Source organism: Streptomyces purpurogeneiscleroticus, from assembly GCF_020024005.1.
Lineage (GTDB): Bacteria > Actinomycetota > Actinomycetes > Streptomycetales > Streptomycetaceae > Streptomyces > Streptomyces purpurogeneiscleroticus.
In genome coordinates, this window is sequence record NZ_NHSG01000287.1 from 23,643 (window position 1) to 35,190 (window position 11,548).

The following is an 11,548-nucleotide window of genomic DNA, read 5'->3' on the forward strand; positions in this document are numbered from 1 at the left end:
CGCCATGCGAGACATCAACGTCGCCATCATCGGAGGCGGCTTCATGGCGAAGGCCCACTCCCTCGCCTACGCCTCGATGCCCATGTTCTTCTGGCCCGCCCCGGCCCGCCCCGTCCGCAAGACGCTCGTCGATGTGAGCGAGGAGCTCGCGGCCGAGGGCGCGGCCCGCTTCGGCTTCGAGAAGCATGCGAGTGACTGGCGCACGGTGATCGAGGACCCCGAGATCGACGTGGTCGACATCGCCACCCCCAACCACCTGCACGCCGAGATCGCGATCGCCGCGGCGGAGGCCGGCAAGCACATCATCAGCGAGAAGCCACTCGCCCGCGGCGCCGAGGAGGCTCGCCCGGTCTACGAGGCCGCGCAGCGCGCCGGGGTCGTCAACATGGTGGCGTTCAGCTACCGCCGCACTCCGGCGGTCGCGCTCGCCAAGAAGTACATCGAGGAGGGCGCGATCGGCGACATCCTCAACTTCCGCGGCACCTACCTCCAGGACTGGTCCGCCGACCCCGACTCCCCGCTGTCGTGGCGCTTCCAGAAGGCCATCGCGGGCTCCGGCTCCCTCGGCGACATCGCCACCCATGTCGTGGACATCGCCCGCTACCTCGTGGGCGAGATCGCCGGAGTCAGCTCGCTCCTCAAGACCTGGGTGCCGGACCGGCCCCTTCAGACCGGGGGCGTGGACAAGCTGGGCGCCGCAGTCAGCCGCGCCGACGCCGAACGCGGCCCGGTGGACGTGGACGACGAGGTCATCACCCTGCTGAAGTTCGCCGGCGGGGCGATCGGCTCGCTGGAGGCCACCCGCAACGCCCACGGGCGCAACAACTTCCTCACCTTCGAGATCCACGGCACCCGCGGTTCCCTGGTGTTCAACTACGAGCGCCGCGACGAGCTCCAGGTCTGCTTCTCCGACGACCCGGCCGACCGGCGCGGCTTCCGTACCGTCTACACCGGCCCCAACCACCCGTACGGCGAGGCCCTGTGGCCCATCCCCGCCCTCGGTATCGGCTACGGCGAAACGAAGATCATCGAGGCGTACGAGCTGTTCAAGGCCATCGTCGAAGGCACCCCCGTCTCCCCGGACTTCGGCGACGGCTACCAGATCGAGAAGATCGCCGACGCCATCCAGGAGTCCGCGGCGAAGTCGCAGTGGGTCGAGATCACGCCCCTGGACCGCTCCGTGGGCGGCGCCACGGGAGGCGGGACGCGGTGAACGCAGGGCGCTTCGCGCAGGAGACGGCCCCTGTGGCCGCGCCCGCGGCCGGGGCCGCCGCGGTCGAGATGACGGGGATCATCAAGCGGTTCGGCCCGGTCACCGTCCTCGACGGCGTCGACTTCGAACTGTGCCCGGGCGAGGTCCACGCGCTCGCCGGGGAGAACGGCGCGGGCAAGTCCACGCTGATGAAGATCCTCCAGGGCGTGCACCGGGCCGACGCCGGCCGGATCCGCGTCGCGGGCGAGGTGGTGGACATCGGTTCCACCCGGGACGCCCAGCGGGCCGGGATCGGCATGGTCTTCCAGGAGTTCAGCCTGGTCCCGTCGCTGACAGTGGCCCAGAACATCTTCCTGGGCCGGGAGCCGCGCCGCCGCGGCGGGCTCATCGACGACACCGCCATGACCGCCCGAGCGCACGAGGTCCTCGCCCTGATGGGCGTGGATCTCGACCCGGGTGCCGAGGTCGAGTCGCTGAGCACCGCCTACTGGCAGCTGACCGAGATCGCCAAGGCACTGGCCCAGGACGCCCGCGTCCTGATCATGGACGAGCCGACGGCCAGCCTCTCCGCGCACGAGACCGAGGCGCTGTTCGCGCTCATCCGCCGGCTGACCGACCGCGGCATGTCGGTCATCTACATCAGCCACCGGATGGAGGAGATCTACCGGATCACCGACCGGATCACCGTGCTGCGCGACGGCCGGCGCGCGCTGACGGCCCCGGTGCGCGACCTCCAACCCGACGACATCGTCGAAGCCATCATCGGCCGCCGGCTGGAGAACGCCCTGCAGTGGACCGAACGCGCCGTGGACCGCACCGGCACGCCGCTGCTGGAGGTGCGCGGGCTGACCTGCGGGGCACGGGTGCGGGATGTGTCGTTCACCGTGCACCGCGGGGAGATCCTCGGCCTGGCCGGGCTGATGGGCTCCGGGCGCACCGAGCTGGCCCGGACGCTGTTCGGGGTCGACCCGGCGGACGCCGGTGAGATCCTCCTCGACGGCGAGCCGGTACCCATCCGCAACCCCCGAAGCGCCATGGCCGCAGGACTCGCGCTGGTCCCCGAGGACCGCCGCGCCCAGGGCCTCGTCCTCGACCACTCGATCCGGCACAACCTGCTGCTCCCGCAGCTGGACGGGCTGCGCCGGGGCGGGCTGGTCGACGACCGGCGCGGCCGGCGCACCGCGGCCGACCTGCTCGAGCGCCTTCAGGTCCGGGGCGCCTGCGCGGAGAGCGCGGTACGGACCCTGTCCGGTGGCAACCAGCAGAAAGTCGTCATCGGCAAGTGGGTGGGCACCGACCCGCGGCTGCTGATCCTGGACGAACCGACGGCAGGCGTCGACATCGGCACCAAACAGGAGATCGTCGAATTGATCCGGGCCCTGGCCGACTCCGGCAAGGCCGTCATCATCATCTCCTCCGAACTCTCCGAACTGCTCGCGGTCAGCGACCGGGTGCTGATCCTGCGCGGGGGCGGCATCGAGAGCGACATCCCCCGCCGCGACATCGCCGACGAGGAGTCACTCCAGTTGGCCATCCAAGGAGTATGAGCTCAACCATGTCCCAAACACTCGTCTCCCCGGCCGGGGGACCCCCGCAGAAGGAGCGGGCCCGCAGAGCGCCGATAGCGTCGCTGCGGGACTGGCGCCGGTATGTGATCTACATCGGATTCGTCGCCGTCTACGCACTGTTCGCCGTGCTGCTGCACGACGACGGGTTCACCACCGGAACCAATCTGCTCAACATCTTCCGGCAGACCGCCATGATCTCCGTGATGGCGGTGGCGGTGACCTACGTCATCGCCGCAGCGGAGATCGACCTGTCGGTCGGCGCCGTCGCGGGCCTGTCCAGCGTGTTCGCCGCCATGGCGATCGCCCAGTGGGGCCTGGTGGCCGGCATCGCCACCGGCATCGCCACCGGCCTGGTGGTCGGCGCGATCAACGGCGGACTCGTCGCCGTCGCCCGCATCCCCTCCTTCCTCGTCACGCTGGGCATGATGGGCGTGGCCACGGGCGTCGCCATGTGGGTCACCGCGTCGGCGCCGCAGCCGGTCATCAACGACACCTTCAACGCCCTCTTCGGCGGCGGGTCCCTCGGCCCCGTCCCGTCACTGCTGCTGTGGGTCCTTGCCATCGCCGCCGTCGGAGCCGTCGTTCTGAACAAGACCCGCTTCGGCCGGCAGGTGCTCGCCACCGGCGGCAACCCGACCGCCGCGGAGTACACCGGCATCGACACCCGCAGGATCCGCTTCCTGGTCCTCATGGGCTCCGCACTCGCCGCCTCGCTGGCCGGCATGCTCTACGCCGGGCGGCTGGAGTCAGGGCGCTACCAGTGGGGCGACGGCGACGAACTCTCCGTCATCGCAGCCGTCATCCTCGGCGGCACCAGCCTGTTCGGCGGGCGCGGCAGCGTCGTCGGCGCAGTCTTCGGCTCGCTGCTGATCGGCGTCATCAACAACGGACTGGTACTGGCCGGACTCGACGTCAGCCAGCAGAAGATCATCCGCGGTCTCATCATCATCGTCGCCGTGGCCCTGGCCCGCCGAAAGTGACCGCAGCCGCCCCTCGCCTCATGGGCGCGGCGACCAGCATTGGGAGCACGACATGACACAGCCCCTGCGCGCCGGGATCATCGGCGCCGGATTCATCGGCGGCGTCCACGCCCGGTCGGTCCGCAACCTGGGCCACGTGATCGCCGGGGCCACCGCGGCACCAGGTCAGGCCCACAGAGCAGCGGCCGAACTCGGCGCCGCCGAAGCCTACGAAAGTGCCGAGGCCCTGATCGCCTCCGACCGTATCGACGTGGTGCACATCTGCACCCCCAACCGCCTGCACGCCCCGCTGACCCTGCGGGCCCTGGCCGCCGGCAAGCACGTGATCTGCGAGAAGCCCGTCTGCGTCGACGAGAGCGAGGAACAAGAACTCGCCGCAGCCGTAGGAGAGTCCGGCCGGGTGACCGCCGTTCCGTTCGTCTACCGCTTCTACCCGACGGTCCGCGAGGCCCGCGCGCGCCTGCGCGCCCCGGACGCGGCACCCGTGCACCTGGTCCACGGCTCGTACCTCCAGGACTGGATGTCGCGCCCGGAGGACACGAACTGGCGGACGGCACCCGAAGACGGCGGGCCCTCGCGGACCTTCGCCGACATCGGGGTCCACTGGTGCGACCTGGCGGAGTTCACCACCGGACACCGCATCCGCCGCCTGCTGGCCACCACGTCCGTGGTACACCCGCAGCGGGGCGGCGTCACCGTGGAGACGGAGGACGCGGCAGTACTCGTCTTCGAAACCGACCGGGGCGCCACCGGAAGCGTCGTGGCCAGCCAGGTCTCGCCCGGGCGCAAGAACCGGCTGTGGCTGTCGGTGGACAGCAGCGACGCAGCCTACGTCTTCGACCAGGAGCTCCCGGACACCCTCTGGGTCGGCGGGCGCGAGGAGAACCGCGTCCTGCACCGGGGAACGGCCACACAGTCGGCCGGGGCCGCTGCCTACAGCACCGTTCCGCCCGGCCATCCGCAGGGATACCTCGACAGCTTCGCCGCGTTCGTCAAGGACGCCTACACGGCGTTCACGGGCGAGGCTCCCGACGGGCTGCCGACCCTGAAGGACGGGCTGCGCGCCGCGGCCCTCACCCGCGCCGTGCTGGAATCATCCGCGAAGGAAACATGGGTGGAGGTCACCTCGTGAAGCTCGGATTTCTCACCGCCTGCCTGCCCGGGCGCTCGCTGGAGGACATCGCCTCCTTCGCGCAGCGGCAGGGATACCAAGCACTGGAGGTCGCGGCCTGGCCGAAGCTGGCCGACCGGCCGTTCACCGCCTGTCACCTCGACGCCGCGGCCATCACGAAGGACCGGGCACAGGAGACGGTGGGACGGCTGGCGGAGCAGGGCCTGGAAATCTCCTCGCTGGCCTTCTATGACAACAACCTGCACCCGGACCCGGCCGAGCGCGCCGCAATCAACGCGCACGTGCACGCGTGCATCGACGCCGCGCGACTGCTGGGGGTGCCCACCGTCGGGACGTTCATCGGCCGCCACCCGGGCAAGACCGTCGCCGAGAACCTGCGCGAGGCCGAGGCGATCTTCCCCGACCTGGTCCGGCATGCGGACGACGCCGGGGTCAAGCTGGTCATCGAGAACTGCGTCATGGAGGGCTGGCACCCCGACGGCTACCCGGGCAACCTCGCCTACTCGCCCGAGCTGTGGGAGTGGATGTTCTCCCTCGGGCTCTACCTGAATTTCGACCCCTCCCACCTGATGTGGATGGGCATCGACCCCGTCGAGGCCCTGCGCCCCTACGTCGAGCGCGTCGCGCACGCCCAGGCCAAGGACATCGAATTGTTCCCCGAGCGCCGCAACCACTACGGCTACCCCGGCCGTGCGGTGAACCGGCCGGACCCCTGGGACACCGGCTGGTGGCGCTACCGCGTGCCGGGCCTGGGCCAGGTGGACTGGCAGCGGATCGTCGACGTCTTGTACGAGGGCGGGTTCGACGGCGTGCTGTCCGTCGAACACGAGGACCCGGTCTGGGGCGGGACGGAGGACCGCATCCTCACCGGCCTGCGGATCGCCCACCGCACACTGCGGCCGCTGGTCGTCGCCTGAACGCCCCCTTTTTGATCGGGGCAGCCTGCGCCACGGAGAAGACGGCACGTCGGTTGGGCAGCGCGCACGCGCCATGAAAGGGCTCGGGCTGCCCTCCGAAGACGGCTTTTCCGGTTTCCCGCTGGCCGAAGGCCCGTGGCGGCCGAGGCCGACTGCCGTGCGGTGGCCGTATCGGGTCAGCGGGACTGCACGCCGGGCTGCTCAGGCGGGCTGGAGTGCTTCGGCCAGGCGGTCGACGACGGCGTTGCAGAAGGCGGGCAGATCCTGGGGGCCGCGGCTGCTGATGAGTTGGCGGTCGACGACGACCTCCTCGCCGACGTCGCCGACGAGGAGGTCGTCGGCGGCGCCGGCGTTGCGCAGGTCGGTGCGGATGCTGGGCCAGGAGGTGAGGCGTCGGCGAAGGCGCCGGCCGGGTTATGTCGCTCTGGCGGGCGTTGATCTCGCCGGTGTGCAGCGAGAGCAGTTCGGTCCGCGCCCCGCGCCGTGCAGTGCGCCGCGCGGTTCCTCACGTTCCCCCCCCGCTCGACGCCGTCGGCCGCGAGGATGGCGACCTTTGCCCTTCAGTTCCTCGGCCATGGTGCGACCGCCTTGCTGAAGTCGGTTCCCGGGTCATGGGCTCCGGGCGGCGGGTCAGCTGGTGACGGGGTGGAGGAGAACCTTGGTCCAGCCGTCGTCGCGCTGGTCGAAGTGCTGGTAGCCCTCGGGGGCTTCATCCAGCGGCAGTTCGTGGGAGACGATCCAGGACGGCTCGGCCTTGCCCTGCTCGATCAGTTTGCACAGCTGCCGGTTGTAGGCCTTGACGTTGGCCTGCCCGGTGCCCATGGACTGGCCCTTGAACCAGAAGTGGCCGTAGTCGAAGGCGACTTCGCCGTCCTCGTACAACCTGCTGGGGCTTCCGGGGTCCTGCGGGACGAAGACGCCGACCACACCGATGGTGCCGGTGGCCTTCACCGACTGCACCAGGTTGTTCAGCGTCTGGTTGGGGTGTTCGTGCCCCGAGGCGTCGTGGGCCTGGTAACCGACGCACTCACAACCGCGGTCCGCGCCGGCGCCGTTGGTGAGCTCGTTGACCTGATCGATCGGCGAGCCCTTGGAGTCGTCGACGGGGATCGCACCGATCTGTTCGGCCAGGGCCAGCCGGTCCGGCTGACGGTCGACGACCATGACCTGGGAGGCGCTCTTGAGGATCGCCGAGAGTGCGGCCATCAGGCCGACCGGGCCGGCACCGTAGATCACGACAGAGTCCCCGGGCTGCACGCACGCCAGCTGGGTGCAGTGCCAGCCGGTGGGGAAGATGTCGGAGAGCATCGCGTAGTCGGCCTGCCGCTCGCGCGCGTCCTCGGGCAGCACCAGGCAGTTGTGGTCGCCGTAGGGGACGCGCAGGTACTCGGCCTGACCGCCGCTGTAGGGGCCCATGCCGGCGAAGCCGTACGCCGCGCCCGCCATCGTCGGGTCGTCCGGTGTGGTCAGGCAGAAGGCGGTCAGCCCGTGCTCGCAGTTGCGGCAGAAGCCGCAGGAGATGTTGAACGGCAGACTGACCATGTCGCCGACCCGTACCTTGTCCACGCCGGCCCCGACCTCGACGACCTCGCCCATGTTCTCGTGACCGAGGACGCGGCCGGTCTCCATGTCGGTACGGCCTTCATACATGTGCAGGTCCGACCCGCAGATGTTCGTCGTGGTGATCTTCACCAGGACGTCCGTCGGACGCTCGACACGCGCATCCGGCACGTCCTTCACGTGTACCTCACGCGGCCCGTCGTATACGAGAGCCTTCATCGGTATCCCTCTCTCGGCAGATGCTGAGCCTGCTTCGGAGGTGGGTGCTGCAGTAGCACGGTGCGGCCACCGAACAAACCCACACATACACGCTCTCACACCCACGAAATGGGGCAAGATAGGATAACGAGGTATCGATGCGGCCGTGCAGGAGACCCGTTCGACGCCAACTGGTCACTTCGGTGCCCGGCCGCTGCCGGGCGGCCGCGCATCGGCAAAAGGAGCCCCCTCATGACCGACATCAACGTCGCGCTGCACGTACGGGTCGAGGCCCGGCCCGGCAAGGAGGAAGAGGTCGCCGCCTTCCTGCGCGCGGGCCTGGCCATCGTGCAGGAGGAGCCCGGCACCGTCGCCTGGTTCGCCGTGCGCCTGAGCCCGTCCACCTTCGCCATCTTCGACGCCTTCCCCGACGACGACGCACGCCAGGCCCACCTCGCCGGCCGCCTGGGCAGCGCCCTGATGGAACGAGCCGGCGAACTGTTCGCCCAGCCACCTTCCGTCGAGCAACTCGACGTCCTCGCCCACAAACTCCCCTGAAGACCAGTACGCGCAAGGTCGCACAGGTGACGGGATGGTCGGCACGCACACGCCGCACCGCACACGGAGGTCACCATGTACCGCCCACCGTGCTGCACGGTCACCGCCCGTACGGCCGGAGGCCCGGCGCGCTCAGCGAAGACGCTCGCGCCGAACCTCAAAGACCTTCCGGCTCCTGCGCTCCCGACCCCACCGCACCGTCACCGGGTGCGGCAGGCGCAGGTGGTCCAGTGCCCGGCCGACCGTCTGGGTGACCACTTCGTCCAGTGAGGCGGGGCGGGTGTAGAAGGCGGGCACCGGCGGCATGATGGTCGCGCCCGCCTCCGTCGCCTGCGTCATCAGCCGCAGGTGCCCGGCATGAAGGGGAGTCTCGCGCACCAGCAGGACGAGCGGGCGGCGTTCCTTCAAGGTGACGTCAGCGGCGCGCACGAGCAGATTGTCGTCGTAGCCGTTGGCGATGCCGGACAGCGTCTTCACGCTGCACGGCGCCACCAGCATCCCGTCCACCGGGAACGAGCCGCTCGAAATCGCCGCGCCCAGGTCGTGCTCGGCATGCAGGTGGTCGGCGCGCGCCCGCACGTCGGCCACGGTCACGTCGGTCTCCTGGGTCAGCGTCGCCCTGGCCGCCTTGGTGAGGACCAGATGGGTCTCCACCCCCAGTTGGGAGAGCAGCTCCAAGGCGCGGACCCCATACATCGCTCCGGACGCTCCGGAGACCCCCACGATCACCCGGGGTGGGAAACCCTCCCGGTCCATGATCAGCCCTCCAGTTCGGCGAGGTAGGGGTGCAAGGAAGAGGACGTGGAGCGGATGCGGGCGAACTTCTCGCGGTCCCCGGCCGGTACGGTCGCGTCCATCCCGAGCTTCGCCGTCGTCCCGCCGTGTGCCGAGGGATCCAGGCTGCTGCCGGTGGTGCGCTCCACCACGAACAGGTCGCGGTCGGCCTGCATCCGGGTCGCGATCGCCCACTCGACCTGCTCGTCGTCGAACACGTCCACGTCGTCGTCGACGATCACCGCGAGCTTCACCGTCGTCACCGCCGCGAACGTCGCCATCGCGGCATGCCGCGCCGTGCCCCCTCCATGGGAGCGCAGGGAGATCACCGCGTGCATCCGGCACGACCCGCCCTCGGTGAGCCGCACGGCCGCCACATCGATCCCCGCGGCCCGCAGTGCCCGCAACAGGCGCGCCTCGCGCGGCAGCCCGCCCAGCCAGAAGTGCTCCCGACCGCCGGAGAGAATCGTCTGCAGCACAGCGCTCTTTCGTGACCAGCGCGAGGACAGCTCCAGCACCGGGGCGGGCCCGCCCGGACCGTAGGTGCGCGGGTACTCCCCGAACGGCCCTTCGTCCGCGCGCCGGCCCGCGCGGAAAGTGCCGATGAGTACCATCTCCGCGCGGGCGGGCACCGGTACCTCCAACCCCTCCACGTAGGTGACGGCCAGTCGCTCAGGATGCAGGGCGCTCGCAACCTCCAGGTCATCGAGGTCGGCCGCCGCGGGCGACTGCGAGGCCAGCGTCAGCAGCGGATCGACGCCCACGCAGAGCGCGACGGGCAGGTCCTCCCCCGCCGCCTCGTGCTCGGCGAAGATCGACCGGAGCCTGCCCGGCAGCATGAGGGCGCGCACCTCGCGGTCCCCGGTGACCTGCAGCCGGTTGATCGACAGGTTCGCCTTGCCGGTGCGCGGATCGCGCGCCACGATCAGCGCCGAGGTGAAGTACCGGCCTGCGTCGCGTTCGTGCTGCACCGGCAGCGGAAGGTCGCCGAGCAGGTCGCCTTGCGTATCGTGCCGGGCGGTCACTGGCGCTTGCGCCGACGCAATCACCGCATACGGGCGCGGGGTGCGCACGGCGTCGGCGAGCCGGTCGACCACCTCCCCCTCCGGGCAGCCCAGCGCCAGGGCGAAGTGCCCGCGCGAGGGCACCGTGTTGCCGACGAGCGGGTACCTCGCGCCGCGCACCGCGTCGAAGGCCACCGCGTAGCGGCCGTCGGCATGCTCCAGTACGGCGGCCACGTCCTGGTCCGCGTCGATCTCACTGCTCACCCTGCGCAGCTCGCCCCGTTCCTCCAGCAGCGCCAGCCAGCCCCGCAGATCGGGCTGCTTCGGCCAGGTCGTGCCCATCACTCCCCCTCGGGCAGTGCGAAGTGGACGTGCTTGAGCTCGGTGAACTGTTCCAGCCCTTCGACACCGCGGGTCCGGCCGAGGCCGGAGGAACCGTAGCCGCCACTGGGCATCTCCGGGTACGAGCGGTTGTAGCCGTCCACCCAGACCGTCCCCGCCTGCAGCGACCGCGCGACGCGCCAGGCGCGTGAGCCGTCGCCGGTCCACACCGAAGCGGCGAGCCCGTACGAGGTGGCGTTGGCCGCTTCGATTGCGCCGTCCTCGTCGTCGAAGGGTTCGAGGGTGATCAGCGGGCCGAAGATGTCCTCCTGTACGAGAGGCGAGTCCACCGCGACGCCGGCCACCGCGGCGGGGGTCACGAAGTGTCCCGGCAGCCCGTCGGGGCTGCTGCGCTCCCCTCCGGTCAGCAGGGTCGCGGTGGACCGTGCGAGGTCCACGTAACCGGTGAAGCGGTCGAGCGCGCGAGCGGAGATGAGCGGGCCCATGTCCGTCTCTTCGGCGGCGGGATCGCCGAGCCGGAGCGAGCGCAGGACGTCGACCACCCGATCACGCGCACGCTCGAAGACCGGGCGCTGTACCAGGAGCCGGGTGCACGCCATGCACATCTGCCCGCTGGTGATCACCGAGGCCCGGGCCGCGGTCTCGGCCGCCTTCTCGACGTCGGCGTCGGCGAACACCACCATGCTCGCCTTGCCGCCCAGTTCCAGCAGGGTGCGGGTCATGTCCGGGGCCGCCGCGCCGCGGATCGCGGCCCCGATCGCGGTGGAGCCGGTGAAGGCGACGGCTCGCACCAGCGGATGGGTGACCAGGGCGTCCCCGACGAGGCCGTCGCCCACCACGAGCTGCACGACGTCGTCGCCGATGCCTGCCGTGCGGCCCAGTTCCAGCGCCCGCCGGGTGACCAGCGTGGTCTGCGGGGCGGGCTTGACCAGCGCGGTCACGCCCGCGGCGAGCGCCGGGGCCAGGTCGCGGAAAAGCAGCAGCAGTGGCCAGTTCCACGGCACGATGAACGCGGTCACGCCGACCGGTTCGCGCACCAGGTGGGCTTCGGACCCGTCGGGCAGCGTGCCGGCCCGACCACCGATGGAACGGGCGAGCCCGGCGTTGTAGCGGAGTGCTTCGACCGCTCCGGCCACTTCGAGGCGGGCCTCCCGGACCGGCTTGCCGCTCTCCGTCACCAGCGCCTGGACGAGTTCGTCGGTGTGCTCGCCGAGCACGTCCGCCCACCGCCACAGCAGCGCCTGGCGCCGGCGGGTGTCCACGGGCCAGTTCCCGCGCCGGGCCGCCGCGGCGGCCCGGGCA

Annotated in this window: 11 protein-coding genes; 7 read left to right on the forward strand and 4 right to left on the reverse strand. The window is 70.7% G+C overall.

Annotated features, from left to right (window positions below):
• Nucleotides 1-4: 4 nt before the first annotated feature.
• The 6 genes from CCS38_RS18465 (at nucleotide 5) to CCS38_RS35850 (ending at nucleotide 6,248) form a co-directional block, all read left to right on the forward strand.
• Nucleotides 5-1,213, forward strand: a complete 1,209-nt coding sequence (locus tag CCS38_RS18465) for a levoglucosan dehydrogenase (RefSeq protein WP_223734388.1) — start codon at nucleotides 5-7, stop codon at nucleotides 1,211-1,213.
• Complete coding sequence (locus CCS38_RS18470; protein WP_223734389.1) at nucleotides 1,210-2,760, forward strand: sugar ABC transporter ATP-binding protein; 1,551 nt, start codon at nucleotides 1,210-1,212, stop codon at nucleotides 2,758-2,760. The genes CCS38_RS18465 and CCS38_RS18470 overlap by 4 nt, the downstream gene beginning before the upstream one ends.
• A gap of 8 nt (nucleotides 2,761-2,768) precedes the next feature.
• On the forward strand, nucleotides 2,769-3,761 hold the full coding sequence (locus tag CCS38_RS18475) for an ABC transporter permease (RefSeq protein WP_223734390.1): 993 nt from the start codon (nucleotides 2,769-2,771) through the stop codon (nucleotides 3,759-3,761).
• 52 nt (nucleotides 3,762-3,813) lie between these two features.
• Complete coding sequence (locus CCS38_RS18480; protein WP_223734391.1) at nucleotides 3,814-4,893, forward strand: Gfo/Idh/MocA family protein; 1,080 nt, start codon at nucleotides 3,814-3,816, stop codon at nucleotides 4,891-4,893.
• Nucleotides 4,890-5,810, forward strand: coding sequence for a sugar phosphate isomerase/epimerase family protein (locus tag CCS38_RS18485; protein WP_223734392.1), 921 nt, complete (start codon nucleotides 4,890-4,892; stop codon nucleotides 5,808-5,810). Before CCS38_RS18480 ends, CCS38_RS18485 begins: the two co-directional genes overlap by 4 nt.
• A gap of 135 nt (nucleotides 5,811-5,945) precedes the next feature.
• A complete protein-coding gene (locus tag CCS38_RS35850) occupies nucleotides 5,946-6,248 on the forward strand; it encodes a hypothetical protein (RefSeq protein WP_443742958.1) in 303 nt (100 codons plus the stop codon).
• A 192-nt stretch (nucleotides 6,249-6,440) separates the two neighbouring features.
• On the opposite strand, the gene CCS38_RS18495 is transcribed toward CCS38_RS35850, so the two are convergent.
• Nucleotides 6,441-7,589: a glutathione-independent formaldehyde dehydrogenase gene (locus CCS38_RS18495; protein WP_223734393.1), complete on the reverse strand. Its 1,149-nt coding sequence runs from the start codon at nucleotides 7,587-7,589 to the stop codon at nucleotides 6,441-6,443.
• Nucleotides 7,590-7,820: 231 nt separating this feature from the next.
• On the opposite strand from CCS38_RS18495, the gene CCS38_RS18500 reads away from it, so the two are divergent.
• Nucleotides 7,821-8,126 (forward strand): putative quinol monooxygenase, encoded by a 306-nt coding sequence (locus CCS38_RS18500; protein ID WP_223734394.1) that lies wholly within the window; start codon nucleotides 7,821-7,823, stop codon nucleotides 8,124-8,126.
• A 132-nt stretch (nucleotides 8,127-8,258) separates the two neighbouring features.
• Here CCS38_RS18500 and CCS38_RS18505 read toward each other — a convergent pair whose 3' ends face one another.
• The 3 genes from CCS38_RS18505 to CCS38_RS18515 form a co-directional block, all read right to left on the reverse strand.
• Entirely contained in the window at nucleotides 8,259-8,882 is a 624-nt protein-coding gene (locus tag CCS38_RS18505) for a UbiX family flavin prenyltransferase (RefSeq protein ID WP_223734395.1), read from the reverse strand.
• Nucleotides 8,883-8,884: 2 nt separating this feature from the next.
• Nucleotides 8,885-10,246 (reverse strand): UbiD family decarboxylase, encoded by a 1,362-nt coding sequence (locus tag CCS38_RS18510; RefSeq protein ID WP_223734396.1) that lies wholly within the window; start codon nucleotides 10,244-10,246, stop codon nucleotides 8,885-8,887.
• Nucleotides 10,246-11,548: aldehyde dehydrogenase family protein (locus tag CCS38_RS18515; protein WP_223734397.1), on the reverse strand; the 1,303-nt coding region annotated here is incomplete at its 5' end. The genes CCS38_RS18515 and CCS38_RS18510, both read right to left, overlap by 1 nt.

Excerpts from the sequence above, each read along its gene's own strand:
- CCS38_RS18465 (WP_223734388.1), top strand. The coding sequence starts at position 5 with ATGCGAGACATCAACGTCGCCATCATCGGAGGCGGCTTCATGGCGAAG.
- CCS38_RS18475 (WP_223734390.1), top strand. The coding sequence starts at position 2,769 with ATGTCCCAAACACTCGTCTCCCCGGCCGGGGGACCCCCGCAGAAGGAG.
- CCS38_RS18480 (WP_223734391.1), top strand. The coding sequence starts at position 3,814 with ATGACACAGCCCCTGCGCGCCGGGATCATCGGCGCCGGATTCATCGGC.
- CCS38_RS18495 (WP_223734393.1), bottom strand. The coding sequence starts at position 7,589 with ATGAAGGCTCTCGTATACGACGGGCCGCGTGAGGTACACGTGAAGGAC.
- CCS38_RS18500 (WP_223734394.1), top strand. The coding sequence starts at position 7,821 with ATGACCGACATCAACGTCGCGCTGCACGTACGGGTCGAGGCCCGGCCC.
- CCS38_RS18505 (WP_223734395.1), bottom strand. The coding sequence starts at position 8,882 with ATGGACCGGGAGGGTTTCCCACCCCGGGTGATCGTGGGGGTCTCCGGA.
- CCS38_RS18510 (WP_223734396.1), bottom strand. The coding sequence starts at position 10,246 with ATGGGCACGACCTGGCCGAAGCAGCCCGATCTGCGGGGCTGGCTGGCG.